The 25,572-nt window shown below is 63.8% G+C and carries 17 protein-coding genes; 10 read left to right on the top strand and 7 right to left on the bottom strand.

The window, feature by feature from the left end:
- Window positions 1-119 precede the first annotated feature (119 nt).
- The 3 genes from pdxR (at window position 120) to ACWHXP_RS14930 (ending at window position 4,372) form a co-directional block, all read left to right on the top strand.
- The gene (pdxR, locus tag ACWHXP_RS14940; RefSeq protein WP_039789037.1) at window positions 120-1,691 is read left to right on the top strand and encodes a MocR-like pyridoxine biosynthesis transcription factor PdxR; all 1,572 of its coding nucleotides are present in this window, start codon (window positions 120-122) and stop codon (window positions 1,689-1,691) included.
- A 153-nt stretch (window positions 1,692-1,844) separates the two neighbouring features.
- Window positions 1,845-2,852 (top strand): zinc-binding alcohol dehydrogenase family protein, encoded by a 1,008-nt coding sequence (locus ACWHXP_RS14935; protein WP_489635668.1) that lies wholly within the window; start codon window positions 1,845-1,847, stop codon window positions 2,850-2,852.
- Between the two features lie 197 nt (window positions 2,853-3,049).
- Window positions 3,050-4,372 carry a hemolysin family protein gene (locus tag ACWHXP_RS14930; protein ID WP_489624833.1) on the top strand — a complete coding sequence of 441 codons (1,323 nt, stop codon included), beginning with the start codon at window positions 3,050-3,052 and terminating at the stop codon, window positions 4,370-4,372.
- A 134-nt stretch (window positions 4,373-4,506) separates the two neighbouring features.
- Here the strand turns inward: ACWHXP_RS14930 and ACWHXP_RS14925 are convergent, their stop codons facing one another.
- The gene (locus ACWHXP_RS14925) at window positions 4,507-4,824 is read right to left on the bottom strand and encodes a helix-turn-helix domain-containing protein (protein ID WP_489635669.1); all 318 of its coding nucleotides are present in this window, start codon (window positions 4,822-4,824) and stop codon (window positions 4,507-4,509) included.
- Between ACWHXP_RS14925 and ACWHXP_RS14920 the strand changes: the two genes are divergently transcribed.
- On the top strand, window positions 4,817-9,445 hold the full coding sequence (locus ACWHXP_RS14920) for a hypothetical protein (protein WP_489635670.1): 4,629 nt from the start codon (window positions 4,817-4,819) through the stop codon (window positions 9,443-9,445). The two genes, ACWHXP_RS14925 and ACWHXP_RS14920, sit on opposite strands and share 8 nt — an antisense overlap.
- Window positions 9,446-9,564: 119 nt before the next feature.
- Here the strand turns inward: ACWHXP_RS14920 and ACWHXP_RS14915 are convergent, their stop codons facing one another.
- From ACWHXP_RS14915 to gntR, 3 genes are all read right to left on the bottom strand, one after another.
- Window positions 9,565-10,089, bottom strand: a complete 525-nt coding sequence (locus ACWHXP_RS14915) for a hypothetical protein (protein WP_489635671.1) — start codon at window positions 10,087-10,089, stop codon at window positions 9,565-9,567.
- Between the two features lie 684 nt (window positions 10,090-10,773).
- Complete coding sequence (gene ggt / locus ACWHXP_RS14910) at window positions 10,774-12,540, bottom strand: gamma-glutamyltransferase (RefSeq protein ID WP_489635672.1); 1,767 nt, start codon at window positions 12,538-12,540, stop codon at window positions 10,774-10,776.
- A gap of 248 nt (window positions 12,541-12,788) precedes the next feature.
- Window positions 12,789-13,847: an HTH-type transcriptional regulator GntR gene (gene gntR / locus ACWHXP_RS14905; protein ID WP_489635673.1), complete on the bottom strand. Its 1,059-nt coding sequence runs from the start codon at window positions 13,845-13,847 to the stop codon at window positions 12,789-12,791.
- A 448-nt stretch (window positions 13,848-14,295) separates the two neighbouring features.
- Here gntR and ACWHXP_RS14900 point away from each other — a divergent pair, with 448 nt between their 5' ends.
- From ACWHXP_RS14900 to ACWHXP_RS14875, 6 genes are all read left to right on the top strand, one after another.
- On the top strand, window positions 14,296-15,648 hold the full coding sequence (locus ACWHXP_RS14900) for a GntP family permease (RefSeq protein ID WP_034334060.1): 1,353 nt from the start codon (window positions 14,296-14,298) through the stop codon (window positions 15,646-15,648).
- A gap of 60 nt (window positions 15,649-15,708) precedes the next feature.
- Window positions 15,709-17,262, top strand: coding sequence for a gluconokinase (gene gntK / locus ACWHXP_RS14895; protein ID WP_489624836.1), 1,554 nt, complete (start codon window positions 15,709-15,711; stop codon window positions 17,260-17,262).
- 71 nt (window positions 17,263-17,333) lie between these two features.
- A complete protein-coding gene (locus tag ACWHXP_RS14890; RefSeq protein WP_134221554.1) occupies window positions 17,334-18,128 on the top strand; it encodes an SDR family NAD(P)-dependent oxidoreductase in 795 nt (264 codons plus the stop codon).
- Between the two features lie 27 nt (window positions 18,129-18,155).
- Window positions 18,156-19,193 (top strand): L-idonate 5-dehydrogenase, encoded by a 1,038-nt coding sequence (locus ACWHXP_RS14885; protein ID WP_209532097.1) that lies wholly within the window; start codon window positions 18,156-18,158, stop codon window positions 19,191-19,193.
- A gap of 233 nt (window positions 19,194-19,426) precedes the next feature.
- Entirely contained in the window at window positions 19,427-20,980 is a 1,554-nt protein-coding gene (locus tag ACWHXP_RS14880; protein WP_489635674.1) for a methyl-accepting chemotaxis protein, read from the top strand.
- A gap of 236 nt (window positions 20,981-21,216) precedes the next feature.
- Window positions 21,217-22,770, top strand: a complete 1,554-nt coding sequence (locus ACWHXP_RS14875; RefSeq protein ID WP_489635675.1) for a methyl-accepting chemotaxis protein — start codon at window positions 21,217-21,219, stop codon at window positions 22,768-22,770.
- Here the strand turns inward: ACWHXP_RS14875 and ACWHXP_RS14870 are convergent.
- From ACWHXP_RS14870 to ACWHXP_RS14860, 3 genes are read right to left on the bottom strand one after another with little or no spacing between them, the layout of a single operon-like run.
- Window positions 22,767-23,855 carry an alcohol dehydrogenase catalytic domain-containing protein gene (locus tag ACWHXP_RS14870; RefSeq protein ID WP_134221556.1) on the bottom strand — a complete coding sequence of 363 codons (1,089 nt, stop codon included), beginning with the start codon at window positions 23,853-23,855 and terminating at the stop codon, window positions 22,767-22,769. The two genes, ACWHXP_RS14875 and ACWHXP_RS14870, sit on opposite strands and share 4 nt — an antisense overlap.
- Window positions 23,856-23,879: 24 nt before the next feature.
- Window positions 23,880-24,530 carry a dihydroxyacetone kinase subunit DhaL gene (gene dhaL, locus ACWHXP_RS14865; RefSeq protein ID WP_311434342.1) on the bottom strand — a complete coding sequence of 217 codons (651 nt, stop codon included), beginning with the start codon at window positions 24,528-24,530 and terminating at the stop codon, window positions 23,880-23,882.
- Window positions 24,527-25,540 carry a dihydroxyacetone kinase subunit DhaK gene (locus tag ACWHXP_RS14860; protein ID WP_310838908.1) on the bottom strand — a complete coding sequence of 338 codons (1,014 nt, stop codon included), beginning with the start codon at window positions 25,538-25,540 and terminating at the stop codon, window positions 24,527-24,529. The genes dhaL and ACWHXP_RS14860 overlap by 4 nt, the downstream gene beginning before the upstream one ends.
- Between the last annotated feature and the right edge of the window lie 32 nt (window positions 25,541-25,572).

Below are 25,572 nucleotides of genomic sequence, written 5' to 3'. Positions count from 1 at the left end.
GCTTCGTTGAATGCGCCGCAGGGCGCGGAAATGTGCAGGAAATTGCTGAATCGGGAAACAATATAAAACCCCAGTGGCACTGTAATATAGAGCCAATTTCAATTATTTGATGGTGCCACTTGAAACTCGCCTCCTTGTCCGACTATCTGCTGCTGCGCATCAATCGCACCTCCGCCAAGGCCGCGCCGGGCAAGGGCAAGGCGGCGGCCAGCCGCGAAAGCGGCGCAGCGAAGACCACCAAAAACGTAAAGACCGGTAGCGAGCGCATGCCCGTCAACCGCCAGATCTACCAGTTGATCCGCGAAGCCATCCTGGCCCATACGCTACCGGCGGGCATGCAATTGCCGTCCTCGCGCGACCTGGCCCTGGAGCTCGGTACCTCGCGCAATACCGTGACCTATGCCTATGAACAATTGCTGGCCGAGGGTTATCTGGAAAGCCGCACCGGTGCCGGAACCTTCGTGGCCGATACGGCGCCGGACCAGATCCCCGAGGCGGTGGAGCGCAAGGAGCCGCTGACCGATCCTTCCGGCAAATCCGAACTGTCCGCGCGCGGTGCGCTGCTCACGCGCCAGGCCGGCGTGGGCGAGCGGCAGTGGGGGGCCTTCATGCCGGGCGTGCCGGACGTGACCTGCGTGCCGCACAAGATCTGGGGACGCCTGCAGAACAAGCACTGGCGTCGTTCCAGTTCGGACCTGCTGACCTACGGGCCGGGCGCCGGTTATGCCGGGCTGCGCGAGCAGATCGCCGAGTACCTGCGGGTGGCGCGTTCGGTCAACTGCACGCCCTCGCAGGTGCTCATCACCACCGGCATCCACCAGTCCATCGACATCGTGGTCAAGCTGCTTGGGGAACATGGGGATACTGCCTGGGTGGAAGACCCGTGCTACTGGGGCACCCGCAGCGTGCTCAATTCGCTGGGCATCCAGTCGGTCCCGATTGCGGTGGACCAGGAAGGCATGCGCATGCGCCTGGCCAATTTGCGCCGTCCGCCGCGCTTCATCTGCACCACGCCCTCGCACCAGTATCCGCTGGGGATGGTGATGAGCCTGTCGCGGCGGCGCATGCTGCTGGAGTACGCGGCGACCCACAAGGTGTGGATCATCGAGGATGACTATGACAGCGAATTCCGCTACGGTGGCCGTCCGCTGGCGTCGCTGCAGGGCATGGATACGCAGGACCGCGTGCTGTACATGGGCACCTTCAGCAAGATCATGTTTCCGGGATTGCGCATCGGCTTCCTGGTGGTGCCGGAGTCGCTGGCCAAGGCTTTTGCCACCGGCATTGCCGAGTTGTATCGCAACGGCCAGGTGTTCCTGCAGGCCACGCTGGCCGACTTCATGGCCGAGGGCCACTTCGCTTCGCACATCCGCAAGATGCGCGTGCTGTATGCCGAACGGCTGCAACTGCTGCAGCAGTCGATCAACCGCCACTTCGGCGAGAAGATGACCATTACCGGCGGCGAGGCCGGATTGCATCTTGTGCTGGGCCTGCCGCAGGAGTGCGACGACGTGCTCATCTGCGAAGAGGCACTGGCCGCAGGCATTGTGGTGCGCCCGCTGTCGCGCTACTACATGCATGCCCGCGGGGCGCGGCGAGGCTTGCTGCTGGGCTATGCGAGCGTGCCCAATGAGGAGATCGCGCGCGCCTTTGACAAGCTGGCGGCGGTGATCAAGCCGCATCTGGTGTAAGCGGTCACCTGCGCGGATGCGGCGGCGGGTGGGGGACAGGGGTGGATTTTCGCCTGTATGAAGAAACTCTTTCGTGGCCCCGGGAGTGGTTGATCGGGTGGCGCTGTCCTAAGATGTCTCCCATCTGTTGCTCATTATCGTGAAGGATTCAGCATGAAAGCCATCATCACCAACCCGCAAGCCCAAGCCATCCACGACGCCGCCTCGCTGGCCGACACCACCTTGCCCGATCCCGTCGCTGGCGAGCATGACCTGCTGGTCGAGGTCAAGGCCATCTCGGTCAATCCGGTCGACACCAAGATCCGCGCCAGTGCTGGCGAAGCCCGCGTGCTGGGCTGGGATGTCAGCGGCGTGGTGCGTGCGGTCGGCCCGGCGGTCAGCCTGTTTGCGCCGGGCGACGAGGTGTTCTATGCCGGTTCCATCGTCCGCCCCGGTGCCAACAGCGAACTGCACGTGGTCGACGAGCGCATTGTCGGCCGCAAGCCCGCCAGCCTGGGCCATGCAGATGCCGCCGCCATCCCGCTGACGGCCATCACCGCCTGGGAACTGCTGTTTGACCGCGTTGGCGTCGCCGAAGGCGCGGGGCAGGGCAAGCGTCTGCTCATCATCGGCGCAGCCGGCGGCGTGGGCTCGATCCTGACCCAGCTGGCGCGCAAGCTCACGCAGCTGACCGTCATCGGCACCGCCTCACGCCCGGAAACTGCGCAATGGGTCAGCGAGCTGGGCGCGCATCACGTGATCGACCACAGCCAGCCCTTCAAGCCGCAACTGGAGCAGTTGGGTTTTCCTGAGGTCGATATCGTCATCAGCCTGACCCATACCGACCAGCACTATGCACAGATCATCGAGGCGCTGGCACCGCAGGGCCAGCTGGCGCTGATCGACGATCCGGCCACGCTGGATGCAGTGCCGCTCAAGCGCAAGAGCATTTCGCTGCATTGGGAATTGATGTTCACCCGCTCCATGTTCCAGACTGCCGACATGATCCGCCAGCACGAACTGCTGCAACGGGTTTCACAACTGCTGGATGAGGGCGTGCTGCGCACCACGACCGGCGAGCATTACGGGCGCATCAGCGCGGAGAATCTGCGGCGTGCGCATGCCCTGCTGGAGTCGGGCAAGGCCAAGGGGAAGATCGTGCTGGAAGGGTTTGCGGACTGAAGCGCGCAGGCTGTGGAGCGGCAGGTCGGCCGCTCCGCCTGCCTGCCTTCCTGCGCAGCGCGCCATGGTCATGCAGATCACGCATAGATTACTTTTTTGACAACGAATCGGGTTCCATGCCACATGCATGGTAAATTACGGAGTCCGGACCGGCTCATGGCGTCCGGGCCCTTAGACAACCCCGATAGGAACCCTAGTTGGAAAACATATTACTGATCGTCGCGGCCTTCTTCCTGGTTGCGTTGAACGGTTTTTTCGTTGCAGCAGAATTCAGTCTGGTCAAGTTGCGTCAAACGCGCATCCGGGCCATCGCAAAAACACAAGGCATGCGCGGCCGCATTCTGGCCGTGGTCCACAATCAGCTGGATGCCTATCTCTCCGCCTGCCAATTGGGTATCACCCTGGCCTCGCTGGGCCTGGGCTGGATCGGTGAACCCGCCTTCGCACGCTTGCTGGAACCGCTCTTTTCGCTGGTCGGCGTGACCAATCAGGAGCTGATTCACGGCGTCTCGTTCGTGTTCGCCTTCTTCGTCATTTCCTTCCTGCACATCGTGGCCGGCGAGCTGGCCCCCAAGTCGATGGCCATCCGCAGCCCCGAGAAGCTGGGCCTGTGGTGTGCCGTGCCGCTGTACGGTTTCTACTGGGGCATGTACCCGCTGATCTGGGTGCTCAATGCCAGCTCCAACTGGCTGCTGCGCGTGGCCGGACTGGGTGCGGGACATGGTCACGATGCCCATTATTCCTCGGACGAACTCAAGCTGATCCTGCGCGCAGGCAGCAAGAGCGGCAAGAGTGGCAAGTTCACCCGTGACGAGTGGAACGTGCTGGCGCAGAGCCTGAACTTTGCCGAACTGGACGTGGCCGACATCATGCGTCCGGCCAGCGAGATCGTGTCCCTGGGCGATGACAAGAGTCTGGAAGAGAACCTGGACATTATCTATCGCAACCGCTATTCGCGTTATCCCTATTTCGATGCCGAGCGCCAGCAGGTGCTGGGCCTGGTGCACCTGAAGGATGTGTTCCTGGCGCAGCAGGATGGCCGTGCCATCGGCAACCTGAAGGAATATCTGCGTCCGGTGCAGTTCATCTCGCCGGCCTTGCCGGCACTGGACCTGCTGCGCCGCTTCCGCACCGGCATGCCGCACTTTGCCATCATCGGCAAGAAGGGCCAGCCGCCGCAGGGTTTCATCACGCTGGACAACATGCTGAGTTTCCTGGTGGGCGAGATCCGCGACGAATTCCGTCACAACACCGGCGAGTGGAGCCGTCAGGATGACGGTACCTTGCTGGGCAAGGGCAGCCTGCCCATCGTGACGCTGGAGCACATGCTGGGCATCGACATCGAATACGACGACAGCATCGACTCGGTCGGTGGCCTGGTGATGGAGAAGCTGGGCGACCTGCCCAAGGAAGGCCAGAAGATCGAGTTCGCGGCCTTTGATGTGGTCATCAAGCGTATGTCCGGACCGAAGATCGTGCTGGTGAAGGTGTATCCGAAGGGTGGGGACGTGCGCGAATAAGGAGAGCCAGCGCCTCTTTGCTTGCGCCTGTGGCAGGATGATCGGGTGAGGCAGCCGGGTGCCGTGCGATCCGCTGGTTGAGCGTTCTTCAGCAACACCGTAAAGGCAGGCGATGGCGAGCAGTCATCGACTGCCTATTTTTTTGATGGGGACCGGGGATCCTGTTTCTCCGTGCCCTCCACCAGAAAGCTCGCCGTATAAACGAGGAAGGCTTTGCCATTGGCATCGGCGCGCTGGTAGTCCTCCACCAGCGCGCCGATTTCGCGTTTGAGCAGGCTGGTGGTCGTGGCTGCGCTTTGGCCGCTGAGCAGCCAGGTGATATCGATTCCGAACTGTTCGCGCATGAGGCGCAGCAGCTTGCTACCGGGAATGCAGCGGCCGCGTTCGATCTGGCAGATGTGATTGGGCGCGGTGTTCAGGGCGCGGGCGAAGACGTTCTGGTTGATGCCCATCTTCAGGCGGATGGTGCGCAGGCGTTGGCCCATCGCGGCCGGCGCGCTGGCGCTGCTGGCAGCGGCCGGGGGCGGTGGTGGTGGCGGCGGCAGCGGGGGCGGCAATGGCGGTAGCGCTGCTAACGGTGGCAGCGGCGGCGCAGGCAGTGGCGCAGGCGCTGCAGCCGCCGGCAGTGCAGGTGCAGGCACGGTCGACCCGTCCGCCGCAGTCATCCGGGGCAACGCCGCGCTGGGTGCCATCAAGAACGCGAACGTCACGGCCTATGACGCAGCCGGCAATGCCATCAGCGATACCGTGGCCGTGGTCGACGGCAAGTACACGCTGACGCTCAAGCATCCGCTCTACAAGGGCCCGATGATGCTGGTGGTGCGCGACAACACCCCCGGCGGAGCCGACAACTACATCGACGAAGGCAGCCTGCAGCTCACCGACCTGGGCCCCACGCCGCTGCGTGCACTGGTCATGGCCAGCGGCGTCAACCAGAACGTCAACGTCACCGCACTGACCGAACTGGCCGTGCTCAAGGCCGGTCTGGACCAGGGCGTCACGCGCGCGGCCGAGCAGCCTGACGTCACGGCCGAACGCATCATCGCCGCCAACAATGCGGTCAGCGGCTTCTTCAAGGTCGATATTCTCGGGACGGACGTGGTCACCACTTCCGCCACCCATGCGAACGGACGCGGCATCCCCAATCCCAGCTTCAACAGTGCGTTGAGCGTGGAGACGCAGAACTATGGCGCAGCCCTGAAGGCCATCGCCAACCTGGTCCGGCTGGACAAGAAGACTTACCCCAACCAGGCCAGCGCACTGGTGCGCCTGGCTGACAGCCTGGACTTCGTCGACGAGGCCGGCAGCGGCCTGAAATGGGCGACCAGTGCGCACGGCCAGACGCTGGCCAAGGCCAGCGCCCTGCAAGGAGCGCTGTTCAGCGAGGCGCTGACGCAGATCATCGAGAATGCCAAAGTCTCGGTCACCATCAAGGGCATCGACACTCTCGGCCATGAGGTCAGCGTCAACCTGCCCGTGGCCCACGCCGATGCCAACGGCAACGCCATCCTCAAAGCCAGTGAGGAGAACATGGAGGTCCTGCATGGCGTCGACCGCGGCCGCGCCATCAGCGCCCAGGTCACCGTGACCGACGGCAGCAACAGCCGCACCAACCATGCGCTGTGGAGCAGCAGCAATACCGATGTGCGGGTGGACCTGAATACCCCCGAGAGCATGACCCGCTTTGCCGCGCAAAATCCGCTGAGCCTGGTCAGCGATACCTTCTACAACGACAGCAGCACCGGCGGCGACAGCGGCAGGTTCCCCGCCACGCAGGGCGACAGCGACCGCATCACCCGCGATGGCAGACTGCGCATTGCCCTGACCAAGGCGTTCAACGGCCAAAGTGAAGTGTTGCAACTGGCCGTGGCCAGCAGCACCGACCGCAACGGCAACCCGGTATGGGACAGCTGGCACGAAGTGAACGGACTGACCGAAAACGGCAGCCCCGCCGCAGGCCGCTTCATCTACGAGACTGGCAAGGTGACCGAAGCCAACGGCCAGATCTGGGTCAAGGCGCGCATCGTGCAAAAGGGGCGCGAGTTCACCGGTGGCTACGGCAATGCCAACACGCTGGAGACACCGCTGCACTTCACCCTGGACAGTCTCGCCCCCACGCCCCTCCGCCTGCGCCTGCCCACGGGTGCGGACGACGGCATCGCCAGCGACGATGGCATCACGCGCCAGCTCAATACCAGGCTGGAACTGATGGCCCCGCGCGAAGGCGGCGCGGAACTGCACCTGCAGCTGCAGGCCGTGCCTGGTACCGCCAATGACACCCTGGCGGCGATCAATACCGCCGGCGTCGGCCGCACCATCGCGCCCGGCAGCTGGATCACCCTCAGGGCCGACGAACACCTGGTCATGAGCGGCAACACCAAGACCGGCAACGGCAAGGTAGTACTGAAGCTGCGCCACATCGACGCCGCCGGCAACTATCAGGAGATCAGCCATACCTTCGTCACCGACAGTACCGGCACCATCGAACTGGTCAACCTGCTGGTGCAGCGCAATAGCGTCCTGCAGGAAGCGCGTAAGGCCACGGCACAAGCACAAACCGCCTTCGACACGGCGACGGCCACCGAGCGCACCGCCAAGCAGACCGTGCTGGCAGCCGCACAGCGGGTCGAGCAGGCCGCCCGCAAGGCCCATGAAGAGGCCGTCGTGAGCGTGCGCACGGCATTGACTACAGCACGTGAGGATGGCACGTATCGCCTTGATGAAGTCTTGAACCAGAACACCGACAAAGCCTATTTCCCGGCCATCGTCAACCAGCTCAGCCGTGCCACCAATGTGGAGCAGATCAATCACCAAAGCGGACTGGAGAGCTTCGTCACGGATGCCATGCAGAAGGCCAACGCTGCCGTGACCAAGGCGTCCCTCTACGGGGATGATCCGGCCAAACCGGCACCGGATCACGAGGATTTCTTCGCCATGGGCGTGCTGGGCCTGGACAATAATGCGGTGGCCATGGCGGCGGTGGTGGATGCCATCAAGGGACTACCGAAAGACAAGACCAATTCCATTGGCGAGATCCAGGCGGTCACCGACGCCTACCTGAAGGTGCTGGCGCTGGCCAATGAGCGGACCGACACGGCAGACACGGACCTGCCTGCGGCCACCGTCTACGCAATCCTCGGGGTGAAACCGGCCTTGACTCCTGCAGCGGCCACCACGGTGCTGGCACAAGCCGCAGCGGACCTGCACGCCCTCGCCAAGGGCGTGCCCGAGCCCGAAGACGCGCTTGCGCTGACCACCGCCCAACTGACGGCCATCAAGACCCAGCTCACCAAACTGGGCGTGACCGCTCCCGATGACGCGGTGCTGCCAGCGGTCATTGCCGCCCTGCGCTTGAGCCCTTCCGATGGCGCAAAGATCAACACGCTGGACAAGCTGCAACAGCTTGCCGACAAGGCCGCCGACGCACAGCGCAAGATCAGTCTCTACGCCGATGATGCCAGCAAGCCCAAACCGAGCGCCGAGGATTATCTCGACATGGGCGTGAACAAGGTCACCGCCGACAACCTCGATGCGATCAACTCCGCGCTGGCCACCCCGCTGGTCCAATCGGCACAGACCGCCAGCCCCAAGCTGGTACAGGGCATCGTCACCTCGTACGCAAGAATCCTGGCAGCGGCCGATGGCATTGCAGGCAATGCCACCACACCGGCGAGCGCGCCAACCGCGCCCACGGCCGTCGATTACGAACGCGTGGGCATCAAGACGGAACTGGTCACCAAACTGAAGGACAGTGCCTACCCGCTGCTGGGACTGCTCAATACCCTGGTCGATGCCACCCACAAGGACAAGGTCAATACCGTGGCGCTGCTGCAGGAGCGCGCCGAGATCGCCGACAAGATCATTGCCCAGGTCCGGGGCGTGCCCGGCGACAGCAAGGTCAGCCAGCAGGAATTGACAACGGTCGGCATCACCGAATTGCAGGCCGACACCTTCGCCGCCGTCCTCTCGGCACTGGCGGCCAGCAAGGATGACGGTTCGGAAGTGATCGGCCAGATCGGCGGCACCTTGCGCCTGCAGCAACTGGCCAACAAGGCCCATGCAGCACAGCTGGTGCTGGAGAACTACGCCGACAACAAGCCGGAGGCCACCGAGCTGACCAGCGACACTTACAAGGACATCGGTCTTGACCTGACCAAACACCTGCCGCAGGCCGGCAGTGCGGCAAAGGCCGTGGCCGCCCTCAACAGCGCATTGCAAACCACCGCCGTGACCAAGGCGCAGGTCAATCCGCCGGTCAGACTCAAGGAAATCATCGAGAGCTACCAGAAGGTCCTGGCGGCCGCCAACGGGGAAGCACCCGCCGATGGCAGCCTGAGTTCCGAAGCCAGCCAGATCACGGCTGAGGGACTTGGCAAGCTGGGCATTACCGGTCTGGCCGGCGCCCCTGCGGAGCTGCTGGCCAATGTGCAGGCGGTGGTGGATGGCATGGCGCGCGAGAAGGCGCTGGATGTGACCAACCTGCAGAACAGCGTGAATATCCTGTTGAAGATCAGCCGGCTGGCCGACGGCACGGCCGGCAATGCGACCGTCGCTGAGCAATTCACCGATGCCCTTGCCGAACTGGAAGCCGTCGGGATTACCGTGACCGACCCGATCGTGGCGCAAGCGGCAGTCAGCGCCATCGATGCAGTGCGCTTCACCGACATCAACAGCCCCAGGAAGCTGCGCGCACTGGTAGAGGCCTATGAACGCATCCTGCAGGAGGCCAACGAAAATCCGCGGGCTACCGGTGTCCGAGTTGCGCGCACTGGCCGTGGCCGCCCACGCGGCGCTGAAAAAAATCCGCGACTACGCCCAGAACGCCAGCGATGGCACAGTCGCAGCGGAAGGCACCAGCGGCTTGCCGACCCTGCAGGACTTCAAGGATATCGGCGTCACCGACGTGGACAAGTTCGTCCTGCCCACACCGGATCGCGACGATCACATGCCTGCCGGCCTCTTCGCCCTGCTCTCTGGGCTGGCCAGCGCGGACGTCAAGGGCAGCGACGCCACCACCCACAGCCAGATCCAGGACATCGTCAACAGCTACAACAAGGTGCTGACGCTGGCTGACGGCATGGCCAACCTTGCCACTGGCGCGTCCGCTCCCCTGGCAGAGGACTACACCCGCATCGGCAGCACGCTGGGCAGCGTGGCCACGCAACCGGCCTATCTCAAGCTCCTCAACTCCGTCATTGCACGCCCCAGTTCTTTTCATGCTGCGAGTTGATTTCGGCATCGGCGATCTGGCTCTGGTTGTCAGGAGATCTGGTGGGCGAAAAGTTGGCTCGCTCGGTGTTGCCGCTGCTGCCGCTGGTCTCTGCAGCAGCGCTGGGATCGCGCTCGCCGTCCTCGACCACCACCGGCTTGTCGCTGTCTTCCTCGTCGTTCTTGCGGGCCTTCTTGTTCCTGGCGTTGTTCTGGTTGTAGCGCGTGATTTCCTTGGAACTGACGGTCAGGTTGGCTTCCGGCGAGACATCGATCTTGTCGATCTGCTGGAACACGCTGGCTAACGGCAGCTGGCCATCGGCGAACTGCAACGAGGACTCCGGGGCGCTCATGGCGCTGACCGCGCCGCTGGAGATGATGATGCGATCTCCGTTGACCAGCACCAGCATCAGGTCCACGTCCAGCGCGCGGACGTCCTTGATGCTCCTGATGGAAATGTTCTTGAGATAGGCGTCGGCGTCGGACAGCTTGAGAACGGTAACGGTCATGGTGGTACTCCCTAGAAAGTGACGAATCGAAATCGGGTCACGCACGCTTTCATCGCTCACGCCAAGCCGCTGGCAGGGCAGGGGTGGTGCCTGCCGGCAAGACACCTTTCGGTGCGCGGTACGGGTGAACGTGAGCGGATGAAAAATCGTGCTCAGTGACAAACGCCTGCCATAGTGATGGCGTCGTTTTGTCCTGATAAGGGGATCAAGGGAATAAAACCGAAATACAAAAATTTAACGAAATACGGCTCTTCAGATTTCGAAGAATGTCTCGAAAATTTTCTTGAGTTTGATCGAATAAATTCAGAAAGCCTGCAGGGCGATGATCTGAACTACCCGGAAAGCCGCGCCAGATGGGGTCTGGCGGAATCGAGTGGAGATTTTTTTGGGGTAAGTAAAGTGCGGCAAAGAAAACTGATCGGAGTTCGAACAATTTTATTGTGCCGGAGTGAAAATAAGTTTTGATAGCGGGTAGGCCGGTTCAGATCGCCGTTTCAGGAAATGAACGTTCCTTGAAAAATGGCAGCCATTGTGCGGGAAGTGAAACGCGCTCCCTGATAAAAAATGGCTCCCGAATCATCGGGAGCCATGGTGCGGACCGGGACTGGCCGGTCCGGTTCCGTGCCGGACAAAACGCGTGATGCGGAATCACATCAGCGCATCACTGCGTCAATTGCCGATGCCTCAGAATCCCAGCGTACGTCCATCCGGATTGCGCGGATCCGAGAAGCCGTCAAAGCCATCCGGACGGATCTGGATGGTCTGGGTACGGCCCATGGAAGGCTGCACGCTGATCTTCTGGCCCTTGTCCTGCAGGATCTTGAGCGTATCGGCGGACAAGCCCTTTTCCACGCGCAGCTGGTCCGGTGCCCACTGGTGGTGGATACGCGGCGTGATGGTGGCTTCGGCTACGTTCATGTCGTGGTCGATCACGTTGAGGATGGTCTGCAGGGTGGTAGTGATGATGCGGCTGCCACCCGGGCTGCCGGTGACCAGGAAGGGCTTGCCATCCTTGAGCACGAAGGTCGGCGACATCGACGACAGCGGACGCTTGTAGGGGCCGACCGCGTTGGCGTCGCCACCGATGAGCCCGAACGCATTGGGCACGCCCGGCTTGGCGGCGAAGTCATCCATCTCGTTGTTCAAGGTGATGCCGGTGCCGGTGGCGACGATGCCGCTGCCGAAGTTCAGGTTCAGCGTGTAGGTGGTCGCCACCAGGTTGCCGTCCTTGTCGGCCACCGAGTAATGGGTGGTCTGGTCGCTTTCATACGGCTGCGGCTGGCCCGGCTTGATCTCGGTGGAGGGCGTGGCGCGGTCCGGGTTGATCTTCTTGGCCAGCTCGTCGGCATAGGCGCGCGAAGTCAGGCCCTTGACCGGGACCTTGGTGAAATCCGGATCGCCCAGGTATTCGGAGCGGTCGGCATAGGCCAGCTTCATGGTTTCGGCCATCAGGTGGATGGTCTGTGCGCTGTCGGCACCGTATTGCTTCAGGGGATAGCGTTCCAGGATGTTCATCATCTGGATGATGTGCACACCGCCCGAGCTCGGCGGCGGCATCGACATGACCTGGTAACCGCGATAGTTGCCGGAGACCGGCACGCGTTCGACGACCTTGTAGTTCTTCAGGTCCTCGGCGGTGATGAGGCCGCCGTGCTTGTCCATCTCGGCCACGATCTTCTTGGCGATGGCACCGTCATAGAAGGCCTTCGGACCTTCCTTGGCGATCAGGCGCAGCGACTTGGCCAGGTCCTTCTGGACCAGCATTTCGCCTTCCTTGAGCGGACGGCCTTCCTTGAAGAAGATGGCCTTGGAGGAATCCCACTGGCCCAGGTGTTCGCGCTCGGCCGAGAGGATCAGCGCCAGGCTGCGGCTGACCGGGTAACCCTTGTCGGCCAGTTCGATGGCCGGCTGGATCACCTGCGACAGCTTCATCGTGCCGTACTTGGAGAGTGCATGCGACAGGCCCGCGACGGTGCCGGGCACGCCCACGGCCAGGTGGGTGTAGAGCGAACGGCCGGGCACCACGTTGCCCTTGTCGTCCAGGTACATGTTGCGGGTGGCGCGCTGCGGGGCCATCTCGCGGAAGTCCAGCGCCACGTTCTTGCCGGTCTTGGCGTCGTGGATCATCATGAATCCGCCACCGCCGATGTTGCCCGCATTGGGCAGCACCACGGCCAGGGCAAAGCCCACGGCCACGCCGGCGTCGACGGCATTGCCGCCCTTCTTGAGGATATCCACGCCGACCTTGGTGGCCAGCTCCTGCTCGGTGGCCACCATGCCGTGCTGGCTGTGGACCGGGCTGATGATGTCATAGGTCAGGTCGTACTTGACGACCGGGGCCGATGGCGCTGGCGTTGCCGTCTGGGCCGAGGCCGGCAGGAAGGCCAGCGCGCCGCACAGCGGCAGCAGCGCCATGGCGGCGGGTTTGCAAAGACCGGTGAATGTCTGCATGAGGGTTGCTCCTGGTGATCTGGACTTGGTTATCTGCATATTATTTATAGAAATGCCGTCCGCGCTGCTGCATCACTGCATCAGCGACCTGCTGTGCTGCTGCATTCTTGCAGAGGAGAACGACACCGGGAGATTGTAGAGAATGGCAATTTTCTGTCCAGAGCCGGGAGCCGCCGATGGATGGATTATTGGCGCCGATTCGTCCACGGATGTGGGGGATGCAGGCGCGCGCGTGAAGACGCTTGGCCTCAGGTACTCTCGCGCAGCGCCAGCTCGAAGCCCAGGTCCAGGCGGCCTTTGGGAATGTCCTCGCCCTTGAGCTGGCGCACCAGCATCTCGGCCGACTTGTAGCCGATGTCGTAGCGCGGCGTGACTACGGTAGTGATGGAGGGCGTGGCGCAAGCGGCCCAGGAGAGATCGTTGAAACCGGCAATGGCCATCTCGCGCGGCACGCTGATGCCCTGGCGCTGGCATTCGAACAGCGCGCCCAAGGCCAGGTCATCATTGCAGCAGAACACGGAATCGCATTCCGGATGCTGTTCCAGCACCCGCCGCAGCAGTTGCGCGCCCATGTCGACGGTGGTCGGCTCGGGCAGCAAGACTTCGATCTCGGGCTTGATGCCCGCTTCCAGCAAGCCTTTGCGGAAGCCCTCACGGCGCTTCATCATGCGCGGGTCGAGCTGGGCCGCCAGGAAAGCCGGGCGCCTGTAGCCGCGTTCGACCAGATGCCGGGCCACCGCATGCCCGGCACGGGTCTGCGAGAAGCCCACCGAGAAATCATGCTGGCTGCGTCCCAGGTCGAACATGCGCACCGCCGGAATATCCCGGCTGCCGGGACGGGCCTGCAGGATGTCGTGCTGCTCGCTGCTGGAGAGCAGGAAGCCGGCGGGAGCATGGGCCAGATAGGTGGCGATGAGCTGCTCTTCCTTGGCGCGCACGTAACCGGTCTCGCCGATCAGGAACTGGTAGCCGGCACCGGCCAGGTAGTCACGGATGCCGGAAAGCGTCTCGATGAAAACCGCATTGGTCAGCGACGGCACCAGCACCGCGATCACCTGCGAGCGCGCCGAGGCCAGCGTAGAGGCCGCCTGGTTGGGCACATAGCCCAGCCGATCGATGGCTTCCAGGATGCGCTGGCGCGACTGTTCCTGCACCAGGCCGGGATTTTTCAGCGCACGGGACACCGTCATCGGGCTCACCCCGGCCTCGGCCGCCACGTCGATGATGGTGACGCGCCCGGTGGCACGGCTACCACGCACGGCGGGTGGGGCTTTGGGCTTGGACTTGGGTGCTACGCGCTGTGTCATGGATGCAGGGGAGGGCGGTCATTCGAAGTGGCGACATGATACCTGCTTGCGGGGCCCTCTTGGCATGCGGGAAGTCCTTTCGGGTATTTCCGCAAAACAATTTATATCGCACCGGCGCCCGCTCAAGTCCCGCTTCTGACGCACCGCAACACAACAAGTGTTTGACCCGTACAAAATGTTAGCGTTATCATCGCGCCCCATGTTAACGCTAACATCTGAACCTCCGGGCACACGGCGGCGGAGCTGGCGGCGGCATACCACACTCAGGAACGGAACTCAGTGCAGCCCTCGTGGGTTCCTCAATAAAACACTACGCAGATAGTGCAGATGCCCGTGCCTTCTCCAGGAGAGGCCGCAGGAGACGCTCGCCCTGGCGCCATGCGCGGGGCCGCGCCGCTGCGCTGAACCAGGGATCGTGCGCCATCGGCTATCGGCAATCGGAGATCCCATGCTGGGCATGAGCCACGACGCCACCTTGCTGTTCAATGCAGTCATTGCGATCCTTGCGCTGATCCTCATGATCACGCGCCTGCGCATCCATCCCTTCATCGCCCTGACCATCACATCGGGCTTCCTCGGCTTGATCTCCGGCATGCCGCTGCCCAAGATCGTCAAGTCCTTCCAGGACGGCTTCGGCGGCGTGCTCGGTTTCGTCGGCATCGTGCTGGGCCTGGGGACCATGCTGGGCAAGCTGATGGCCGAGTCCGGCGGCGCTGACCAGATTTCCCAGACGCTGGTGCGCGCCTTCGGCCGCGAGCGCGTGCACTGGGCCATGATGATGGGCGCCTTCCTGGTCGGCATTCCGCTGTTCTTCGAGATCGGCTTCGTGCTGCTGATCCCGCTGGTGTTCATCGTGGCGCGCCGCTCCGGCGTGCCGCTGTTCAAGATCGGCATGCCCATGCTGGCCAGCCTGTCGGTGATGCACGGCTTGGTGCCGCCGCATCCGGGCCCGCTGCTGGCCATCGGCATCTTCGGTGCCGACATCGGCAAGACCATCTTCTATGGTCTGCTGGTGGGCCTGCCGACCGTCATCATCGCCGGCCCCCTGTTCGGTGCCTTCATCTCGCGCTACGTCGACATCAAGCCCTCCGAGGAACTGATGGCGCAACTGGCACGCGAGCCGCAGACCACCAACCTGCCCGGCTTCACCACCACGCTGGTGACGGTGCTGCTGCCGGTGTTCCTGATGCTGCTCAAGACCTTCGTCGACGTCACCCTGCCGGAAGGCCACGCCGTGCGCGACCTGATGGATTTCATCGGCAACCCCATCGTGGCCCTGCTGGCCGCACTGCTGCTGGCGATCTGGACCTTCGGCATCGCCCGTGGCTTCACCCGCCAGCAAGTGCTGAAATTCGTGGACCAGAGCCTGGCCCCGACCGCTGCCATCGTGCTCATCATCGGTGCCGGCGGCGGCTTCAAGCAGATGCTGGTGAACTCCGGCGTGGGCACTGCCATTGGCCAGTTGGCCGTGCATGCACAGATCTCGCCGCTGCTGCTGGCCTGGTTCGTGGCTGGCGTGATCCGTGTGGCCACCGGTTCGGCCACCGTCGCCACCATCACCGGTGCCGGCATCGTCGCGCCGCTGGTGGCGCTGATCCCCGGCACCAACAAGGAACTGCTGGTGCTGGCCACCGGTGCCGGTTCGCTGATCCTGTCGCACGTCAACGATGCGGGCTTCTGGCTGGTCAAGGAATACTTCAACATGAGCGTCGGTGAAACCTTCAAGACCTGGACGGTGATGGAAACGCTGATCTCGGTTGTTGCTATCATCTTCATCATGTTGCTCAACCTGGTCGTCTAAGACTGATCGCAACGCCCGGCTGGTCCGGGCGTCTTGCTTTGTTTGTTAAGGAAACTGCATATGTCCTCTTCCGCACCCTACATGCTCGGCGTCGATATCGGCACCACCAGCACCAAGACCGTGGTCTTCACGCTCGATGGCAAGGTGGTCGCCCAGCATGCAGAGGAATACCCGGTCCTCTGTACCGAACCGGGCATGGCGGAACAGGACCCGGAGCAGATCGTCGCGGCCGCGCTGGCCTCCATCGCCGGTGCCGTCAAGGCCGCCAAGGCTGCGCCGCAGGAAATTGCGCTGCTGTCCTTCAGCGCCGCCATGCACAGTGTCATCGCCCTGGATGCCGACAATCGCCTGCTCTCCAACAGCATCACCTGGGGCGATATCCGCGCCTCGGTCTGGGCCGAACGCATCAAGCACGAGCACGACGGCAATGCCATCTACCGCCGTACCGGCACACCCATCCACCCGATGTCGCCGCTGTGCAAGCTGATGTGGATGCGCCATGAAAAGCCGGAGGTCTTCCATCAGGCCGCGCGCTTCGTCGGTATCAAGGAATACCTGCTGTACCAGCTCTTCGGCCAGTGGGTGGTGGATCACTCCATTGCCTCGGCCACCGGCATGTTCAATCTGCGCGAGCTGGCCTGGGACCAGGGCGCACTGGAATTGCTGGGCGTACGTCCCGACCAATTGCCTACCCCGGTCCCGACCACGCACCGCCTGCCGGCCCTGTCGCCGGAGATGGCGCAGCGCCTGGGGTTGTCGGTGGAGACGCCCTTCATCATCGGTGCCAATGACGGCGTGCTCTCCAACCTGGGCGTGAATGCCATCGAGATCGGCCACGTGGCGGTGACCATCGGTACCTCCGGTGCCATGCGCACCGTGATCGATGAGCCGCTGACGGATCCGCATGGCCGTCTGTTCTGTTATGCACTGACCGAAAAACACTGGGTGGTCGGCGGCCCCGTCAACAACGGCGGCAACATCTTCCGCTGGGTGCGCGATGAGCTGGCCACCGCCGAAGCGGCTGCTGCGCGTGAGGAAGGCGTCGATCCCTACGAGGCACTGACGCGCATCGCCGAGAAGGTGCGGCCCGGTGCAGAAGGGCTGCTGTTCCATCCCTTCATGGCCGGCGAGCGCGCCCCGCTGTGGAATGCCGACCTGCGCGGCTCCTTCTTCGGCCTGGCCCTGCATCACGGCAAGCACCACATGATCCGCGCCGCGCTGGAAGGGGTGATCTTCAATCTCTACAGCATTCTCCCGGCGCTGGAAGAACTGGTCGGCCCCACCAAGCGCATGATGGCCACCGGCGGCTTCGCCCGCTCGGCCCTGTGGCGACAGATGATGGCCGACATCTTCAACCGTGAAGTGGTGGTGCCGGAGAGCGTGGAGTCATCCTGCCTGGGCGCGGCCGTGCTGGGCGCGTGGGCGCTGCGCCTGCTGCCGTCGCTGTCGGTGATCTCGGGCATGGTCGGCTCCACCAATCATCACGCCCCCGAGGCCGAGGCGGTCGCCGTCTATGGCCGCCTGCAACCCATCTTTGCCGCCATTCCGGCCAAACTGGAGGCGGAGTATCACGCCATCGCCGCCTTCCAGCGCGAGACCGGAAAGCAGCACTGAGTCCTGTTTTGCGCCATCACGGGCAGGGCAGGGTTTGACAGCGAAATTTCCGACAAGAAGAAAGAGACCACATGACCATCAAGACCACCCCGTTGCCCGCAGGTTTGCAGGGCTTTTCCCTCGAAGGCAAGCTGGCCCTGATCACCGGTTCTTCCGGTGGCATCGGCCTGGCGCTGGCGCGCGGCATGGCCCAGGCGGGCGCTGCCATCGTGCTCAACGGACGCGATGCCGGCAAGCTCGCCACCGTCGCGGCGCAATTGCGTGCCGAGGGCCACACCATCCATGAAGCCAGCTTCGATGCCACCGTCAATGACGAGGTCAAGGCGGCGGTGCAGAAGATCGAAAGCGAGATCGGTGCCATCGGCATCCTGGTCAACAACGCCGGCATCCAGCGCCGCAATCCGCTGGAAGAGTTCAAGGAATCGGACTGGCACGATCTCGTCAATACCAACCTGAACAGTGTCTTCTATGCGGCCCAGGCCGTGGCACGCCACATGATCCCGCGCGGTGCCGGCAAGATCATCAACATCTGTTCGGTGCAGAGCGAGCTGGGCCGTCCCAATATCGCGCCCTATACCGCCACCAAGGGGGCGGTGAAGATGTTCACCAAGGGCATGGCCATCGACTGGGGCAAGTACGGCCTGCAGGTCAACGGCCTGGGTCCCGGCTACTTCAAGACCGAGATGAACATGGCCCTGGTCAACGATGCCAAGTTCACCGACTGGCTGGTGGGCCGCACCCCGTCGCGCCGCTGGGGCGATGTGGAAGACCTGGTCGGTGCTGCCGTGTTTCTGGCCAGCGACGCGTCACGTTTCGTCAATGGCCACATCCTCTACGTGGACGGCGGCGTGACCGCTACCTTGTAAATCATTTAGCTCATTTCGGAGATACACATGCAACAAGGCCTCGTCATCCATGCACCGCACGACCTGCGCATTCAGTCGCTGGAGTCCGCCCCGCTGCAACCGCAGCAACTGAAGGTCAAGGTCAAGGCCGGCGGCATCTGCGGTTCCGACCTGCACTACTATCACCACGGCGGTTTCGGCGTGGTGCGCATCAAGGAACCGATGGTGCTGGGCCATGAAGTCTCGGGCCAGATCGCCGAAGTGGGTTCGGCCATCACCGACATCGCACCCGGCACCCGCATCGCCATCTCGCCCAGCCGCCCCTGCGGCGTGTGCAAATACTGCCAGGAAGGCAAGCAGAACCATTGCCTGGACATGCGCTTCTACGGCAGTGCCATGCGCACCCCGCACGTGCAGGGTGCGTTCCGTCAGGAAATCATCATCGAACGTTCGCAGGCCCACATCGTGGCCGATCATGTCACGGATGGCGAAGCGGCCATGGCCGAGCCGCTGTCGGTGGCGCTGCATGCGGTCCGCCGCGCTGGCCCGCTGGTGGGCAAGCGCGTGCTGGTGACTGGCTGTGGTCCGATCGGCGCGCTGGTGGTGGTGGCCGCGCGCCGCGCCGGTGCACTGGAAGTGGTGGTCACCGATGTCGCCAGCATGCCGCTGCAAGCGGCCCTGCAGGTGGGCGCGGACCGTGCCATCAATATGGCCGAGACGCCCGATGCGTTGAAGGCCTATGCCGTCGACAAGGGGACCTTCGATGTGCTCTTCGAAGCCAGCGGCAATGAACGGGCGTTGGTGGGGGCGCTGGAAGCGCTGCGTCCGCAAGCCGTCATCGTCCAGGTCGGCCTGGGAGGCGACATCCAGTTCCCGGCCAATCTGCTGGTGGGCAAGGAGCTGGACTGGCGCGGCGCATTCCGCTTCCATGAAGAGTTCGCCATGGCGGTGGAGCTGATGAACCGCAAGCTGGTGGACGTGAAGCCCCTGATCACGGCGACCTATCCCATCGCCCAGGCGGTGGAAGCCTTCGAGATCGCCGGTGACCGATCGAAGATGATGAAGGTGCAGATCAGTTTCGACTGAGCATGATGCGGGCGGCCGGTCCCGATGGCCCCGCCCAAGCGCCTTCCCCACCGATGCCGCCCGCTTCATTGCCGGGCGGCATTTTTTTTGCCCGCCGCGCAAACGTTTGTCCAACAGCGTAGGACAGGCATTGCCGCCCGCTATAATTGCGTCGTCAAATCTGCAGCGGGGCCGCGCTGAGGGGCGGGCACCTTTTCATGCAGCCACCGTATTACCTCTGGGGGGAGGAAACCATGTCCAGGCCTGGGCTTCGTACGCTGACCGTCGGTCAGCGCCTGTCGGTGCTGATCCTGCTGGCCTTGCTGGGGCTGGTCGCCACGGCGGCCGTCAGTTTGCGTCAGATCGAAAACGTTTACCATGCGGCCAATTACGCGACGGTCAATACCGTGCCCAGCGTCACAACGCTCGATGATGCGCAGGCGGCCTTCAATGCCATCCAGGGGCGCATCTACCAATACCTGGTCAATCCCGATCCGCTTGACCGCGCGCGTCTGCTGAAGGAGATCGAGACACAGCGCGCACGCCTGAACCGGTATCTCAAGACCTACGCCGAGGCTTACATCACCGACGAGACCGACGGCCTCATGCTGGCCGATGACCAGGCGCGCATCCTCGCCTTCGACGAGGTGGTGCGGCGGCTGTTGAAGGCCTCCGATGAGGACCGCATCGAGGACAGCGTGCCGCAGGCGGTCCTGGAGTTTCGTGCCAGCATTGATGCCGTGCAGGTGACCTTCGGCCGTCACCGTTCCTACAACATTGCGCTGGGTGACGCCAGTGCACTCAGTGCGCGCGAAATGATCAGCGATGCGCTGCAGACGGTCAGCCTGCTGGCGGGCGGGATCATGCTGGTTCTGCTGGGGTCCGGCTGGCTGCTCACGCGCACGCTGTTGCGCCAGATGGGCGGCGAACCGGGGGATGTGGTGACGGTGATGCAGCGCTTGTCCGATGGCGACCTGGTGCAGCAGATCAGCGTGAAGGCACGCTACCGCGACAGCATGATGCACGCCATCCAGAAGATGATGGAGCGTCTCTGCCTGGTGGTGAGCGAGGTCCGTGGCAATGCCGAGGGGCTGGTCAGCACCGCCGAGGAGGTCAGTGCCACCGCGCAATCCTTGTCGCGCGCCTCCACCGAGCAGGCCTCCGGCGTCGAGCAGACCAGTGCGGCGCTGGAGCAGATCCACGCCTCCATCCTCAGCACCTCGCAGAATGCCCGGCTGACCGACCAGATCGCTGCGGCCGCTGCCGTCGAGGCGCGCGCCTGCGCCGATACCGTCAAGCAGATGGTGGATGCCATCCAGCAGATCGCCGGCAAGATTGTCGTCATCGACGACATCGCCTACCAGACCAACCTGCTGGCGTTGAACGCCACCATTGAAGCAGCGCATGCCGGTGAGCATGGCTCCGGCTTCGCGGTGGTGGCCGCCGAAGTGCGCCGGCTTGCCGAGCGCAGCCAGTCGGCCGCGCAGGAGATCGACGAGGTCGCGCGCAGCAACGTCGCCCTGGCCTGCGCCGCCGAGCGCCAGCTCAACGACATGGTGCCGACCATTGCGCGCACCTCGGCGCTGGTGCAGGAAATCGTCCACTCCTCGGAGAGCCAGTCGGCGGCGGTCAGCCAGATCAGCCAGGCGGCCAGCCAGCTGGCTCAGGTGATCCAGCAGAACTCGCTCAGTTCTGAGGAACTGGCCGTGACCTCGGAAGAACTCAACCGGCGCGCCGTGCTGTTGCAGACCACGGTGAGTTTCTTTCAGTGCCAGCTGGCGCGCGGCATGCAGCCCCGGCTGGCGTAGGCCAGTTGCCGTTGGCCTGACGGGGAATTTCCGTGAGGGCTGATGAGAGCTCGTGAGGATGCCGTCGCGCAGCGTTGCCGGACGGTGTTTTCTTTTGCAGCGCATGAGAGGACAGCGCGGCCCCGATTGACAAGCCAGGTCGCCGACGATAATTTCATCGACAGCTCTGCAGCGCGCAGCAGCGAGGGGAGCGCGCCAACAACGCAGCCACAGCCTTGCCTCTGGGGAGAGGAATCATGTCCAGGCCCGGGTTTCGTTTGCTGACCGTCGGTCAGCGCTTGTTCGTGCTGATCCTGCTGGCGTCGATGGGGCTGGTGGCGACCGCCATCGTCAGCTTGCGCCAGATCGGCAATGTCTATGAGGCGGCCAGTTACGCACAGGTCAATACGGTGCCCAGCGTGACCACGCTGGACGATGCCCAGGCCGCCTTCAACGCCATGCGCGAGCGCGTCTACTTCTACCTCATCAACCTTGATCCGGTGGACCGTGCCCGCCTGGTGCAGGAGATGGACCAGCTGCGTGCGCACATGAACGGGCATCTCAAGACCTATGGCGATGCCTACATCTCCGATGAGACCGATGGCGCCATGCTGGCCGAAGTGGTTGCCCGCACTGCGGGTTTTGAGGAGGTCCGCAACCGCTTGCTGGTGGAGAGCGGAAGGAGCCTGGTCCATGACAGCCATACTGCGCTCGGCCTGGAATTTCGTGCCGCCATCGACAGCGTGCAAGCCAGCTTTGCGCGCCATCGTTCCTACAATGTCGCACTGGGTGAGGCCAGCGCATTGAGTGCGCGCGAGATCATCAGCCATGCGCTGGAGTCGGTGGCTGTCGTGGCGGGCGCTGTATTGCTGACGTTGATCGCTGCGGGCTGGCTGCTCACGCGCACCTTGCTGCACCAGATGGGAGGTGAGCCGGGCGAAGTGGTCACGGTCATGCAGCGGCTTTCCGACGGCGATCTGTTGCAGCAGATCCGGCTCAAGCCCGGCTGTGCCGACAGCATGATGCACGCCATCCGCAAGATGGTCGAGCGCCTGGGGCGAGTCGTGGCCGAGGTGCGCGGCAACGCCGAGGGCATGGCCGAGACCGCCGCCGAAGTCAGCGCCACGGCCCAATTGCTGGCCACGGCGGCCACCGAGCAGGCCAGCGGCGTGGCGCAGACCAGCACGGCCCTGAGCCAGATCCATGCCGCCATCCTCACCACGGCGGACAATGCCCGCCTGACCGACCAGATCGCCTCGGCCGCTGCCGTGGAGGCGCATCAGTGCGCGGATACGGTGGGTGAGATGGTCGCGGCGATCCAGGTGATTGCCGGCAAGATCGCCATCATCGATGACATCGCCTATCAGACCAATCTGCTGGCGCTCAATGCCACCATTGAAGCCGCCCATGCCGGGCAGCATGGTGCCGGGTTTGCCGTGGTGGCGGGTGAGGTGCGGCGTCTGGCCGAACGCAGCCAGGCGGCCGCGGAAGAGATCGACCAGGTCGCACGTGATCACACGGTCCTGGCCAGCCGGGTCGAACGGCAGCTCGGCGACATGGTGCCGACCATCGCCCGCACCTCGGCGCTGGTGCAGGAAATCGTGCAGTCGTCGGAGCAGCAATCGGCCGCCGTCAGCCAGATCAGCGCCGCGGCCAGCCAGCTGGCGCAGATTGTTCAGCAGAACTCGATCAGTTCCGAGGAGCTGGCGGTGACCTCCGAGGAACTCAATCGCCGGGCCACCACCTTGCGTTCCTCGGTCGGTTTCTTCCAGTGCCAGCTGGCGCGCGGCATGCAGGCCAGCCTGGCTTAGGGCTTGAGCAGTACCTTGATCGAATCCATCGAGTCGGCCATCTTGATGGCGGCTTCCCATTCAGAAAGGGCATAGTTGTGCGTCACGATGCCGCGTGAGGTCACCAGGCCGCGCGCCAGCAGGTCGATGGCGATGGGATAGCAGTCTCCGCTGAGGTGCGCGCCGCGCAAGTCCAGTTCCTTTTCTTCACCGATGATGGACCAGTCCACGGTAGTGTCACGGCCAAAGACGCTGAACTCCACGAAGCGGCCCAGCTTGCGGATCATGTCCAGTCCTTGCGTCACGCCGGCGGGCGCGCCGGTGGTCTCGATGTAGACATCACAGCCATATTGGCCGGTGGCTTCGCGCACGATCTTCAGCGCATCCTCGCGGCCCGGATTGATGACGATATCGGCCCCGTATTCACGTGCCAGTTGCAGGCGCTGGTCGGAGAGGTCGATGACGATCAGTTTCTTCGGCGTCTTGAGGTGCGCCACCTGGACCATCAGCAAGCCCAGCGTGCCCGCACCGGCAATCACCACCACGTCATCGAGCTGGATGTCGCCGCGGTTGACGGCATGGATGGCGCAGGACAGCGGTTCGGTCACGGCGGCATCTTCGAATGAGATGTGCTCGGGAATCTTGTGGATCACCGCCCGCGCCGACAGCCGCATGTAGTCAGCCATGCCGCCCTCGGCCACCTGGCGCTGGAAGCCGTAGACATCATGCACCTCGCACATCCAGCGATAGCCGGTCTTGCAGTAGCGGCACTTGCCGCAAGGCACGATCTGTTCGGCGATCACCCGGTCGCCCATGGCCACGCCGTGGTGCTCGGCTGCGCCCGGTCCCATCTCCACCACATGGCCCCAGAATTCATGGCCGGGAATCACCGGTGGCTTGACATAGGAGGGCTTGTTCTTGACCTCGTCGCCCCAGAAGCGCGCGGCACCGGCGAAGCACTTGCAGTCACCGGCACAGATGCCGCACGAGGCGATCTTGATGATGACCTCATTGGGACCGGCCGCCGGCCGCTTGACCCGTTGCAGGCGATAGTCGCGTGGTGCGTGGCAGACCACGGCCAGCATGTCGTCGTCATGGAAATGCATGATGGGATGTCCTTTGCTTGGGGATTAGTGGGGCAGGCCGGCCTGCAGCGATTTGGCCAGGCTGCCGAGGATCAGCGCGCAGGAACAGGCACCGGCATCGAGCACGCCGATGGAACGCTCCCCCAGCCGGCTGGCGCGGCCGATGCGGGCCTGCAGGGCGCGGGTCGAATCGCGGCCGGTGTCGGCAGCGTGCTGCATGGCCTGCAGGCAGGCGGCGAAGGGCAGGTCGCGGCCCAGTGCGAGGCGGAAGGCGTCGCGTGCCGGGATCAGGCTGTCCATCAGGGTCTTGTCGCCGACCTTGGCTTCGCCGATGGCCTGCACGGCGGCAATGCCCTCGTCCAGGGCCTTCAGGAAGAGCTGGCGGTCCAGTGTGGGCTGGCCTTCCAGCACCGTGCTCATGGCCATGAAGAAGCTGCCGTAGAGCGGACCCATGGAACCGCCGATGCCTTCCATCAGGGTGATCGAAAGCGTATCGAGGGCCGCCGCCAGCGAGGTTTCGGGCGCTTGTTTGAGACGTTCACCGCACAGGCTGAAACCCTTGCTCATGTTGATGCCGTGGTCGCCATCCCCGATCGCGCCATCGACTTCGCTCAGCCAATCGCGGTGCTGGTTGATGGTCGACACCAGATCCTGTACCACCCAGGCAGCCTGGCGCATGTCGAATCCGGAGTTCATGGCTGGCCTCCCTGGCGCAGGCCGATACTGTCGCAGGGGGCGGCCAGGCATTGGTCCAGCTGCGCATCCAGGCGCATCAGGGTCAGCGTCACCCCCATCATTTCCAGCGAAGTGAAGAGATTGCCCACGAAGCTGTGCGCTACCTGCAGACCGGCTTCGCGCAGGCCATCGGCGACATCGGCATAGAGGATGTATTGCTCCATGAGTGGTGTGGCCCCCAGGCCCGAGAGCAGCACGGCGACCTTGTCGCCACGCGCGAAGGGCAGGTCGGGCAGCAGCTTGTCCAGCATCAGGCGCGCCATGTCGCGCGCTGGAACCACGGCCTGCACCGATACGCCCGGCTCGCCGTGATGGCCGATACCGACTTCCATCTCGCCATGCTTGATCGTGAAGTTGGCCTTGCCCACCGCCGGGATGGTGCAGGCCGACAGGCCGATGCCGATGGAGCGCGTGTTGTCGATGGCTTTTTGCGCAGCCTGTATCACTTCATCCAGCGTGCCGCCTTGCGCGGCCACCGCACCTCCGGCTTTCCACATCAGGATTTCACCGGCTACTCCGCGCCGCTTGCCGGGCTGGTCGGGCGGTGCCGAGGCGGCGTCGTCATTGGCCACCACGGTACGCACCTGGATGTCGGCGCGTTCGGCCAGTTTGATGGCCATCTTGACGTTCATGTTGTCGCCGGCGTAGTTGCCATACAGGCAGGCGATGCCCTGCCCGCCATGGGCGAGCTGGAAGGCGTCCATGAAGGATTTTGCGGTGGGTGAGGAAAACACTTCACCCACGGCCACGGCATCGACCAGGCCCTGGCCGACGTAGCCGAGAAAGGCCGGCTCATGGCCGGAGCCGCCGCCGGTGACGATGCCCACGCGGCCCGGCGTGCCGGCGCTGCGATGGCGCAGTACGCGCGGATTGTCAGGGTGGGCGGACAACCCGGGATGCGCGGCCAGCACGCCGCGCAGCATGTCCTCGACGACCAGGTCGGGGTTGTTGACGATGCGATTGAGAGTCATGAATCAGTCCTTGGAAAACGTCGGTCCACTGC

The sequence above is a fragment of the Herbaspirillum sp. Her2 genome (genome assembly GCF_057961375.1).
The sequence above is the reverse complement of the archived record's forward strand: the minus strand, read 5'-3'. Positions and strand labels throughout refer to the sequence as shown.

Bases quoted from the DNA above. Each gene is read 5' to 3' on its own strand.
- ACWHXP_RS14935 (WP_489635668.1), top strand. From the start codon at position 1,845: ATGAAAGCCATCATCACCAACCCGCAAGCCCAAGCCATCCACGACGCC.
- ACWHXP_RS14920 (WP_489635670.1), top strand. From the start codon at position 4,817: ATGCCCATCTTCAGGCGGATGGTGCGCAGGCGTTGGCCCATCGCGGCC.
- ACWHXP_RS14925 (WP_489635669.1), bottom strand. From the start codon at position 4,824: ATGGGCATCAACCAGAACGTCTTCGCCCGCGCCCTGAACACCGCGCCC.
- ACWHXP_RS14915 (WP_489635671.1), bottom strand. From the start codon at position 10,089: ATGACCGTTACCGTTCTCAAGCTGTCCGACGCCGACGCCTATCTCAAG.
- ggt (WP_489635672.1), bottom strand. From the start codon at position 12,540: ATGCAGACATTCACCGGTCTTTGCAAACCCGCCGCCATGGCGCTGCTG.
- gntR (WP_489635673.1), bottom strand. From the start codon at position 13,847: ATGACACAGCGCGTAGCACCCAAGTCCAAGCCCAAAGCCCCACCCGCC.
- ACWHXP_RS14900 (WP_034334060.1), top strand. From the start codon at position 14,296: ATGCTGGGCATGAGCCACGACGCCACCTTGCTGTTCAATGCAGTCATT.
- gntK (WP_489624836.1), top strand. From the start codon at position 15,709: ATGTCCTCTTCCGCACCCTACATGCTCGGCGTCGATATCGGCACCACC.
- ACWHXP_RS14890 (WP_134221554.1), top strand. From the start codon at position 17,334: ATGACCATCAAGACCACCCCGTTGCCCGCAGGTTTGCAGGGCTTTTCC.
- ACWHXP_RS14885 (WP_209532097.1), top strand. From the start codon at position 18,156: ATGCAACAAGGCCTCGTCATCCATGCACCGCACGACCTGCGCATTCAG.
- ACWHXP_RS14880 (WP_489635674.1), top strand. From the start codon at position 19,427: ATGTCCAGGCCTGGGCTTCGTACGCTGACCGTCGGTCAGCGCCTGTCG.
- ACWHXP_RS14875 (WP_489635675.1), top strand. From the start codon at position 21,217: ATGTCCAGGCCCGGGTTTCGTTTGCTGACCGTCGGTCAGCGCTTGTTC.
- ACWHXP_RS14870 (WP_134221556.1), bottom strand. From the start codon at position 23,855: ATGCATTTCCATGACGACGACATGCTGGCCGTGGTCTGCCACGCACCA.
- dhaL (WP_311434342.1), bottom strand. From the start codon at position 24,530: ATGAACTCCGGATTCGACATGCGCCAGGCTGCCTGGGTGGTACAGGAT.
- ACWHXP_RS14860 (WP_310838908.1), bottom strand. From the start codon at position 25,540: ATGACTCTCAATCGCATCGTCAACAACCCCGACCTGGTCGTCGAGGAC.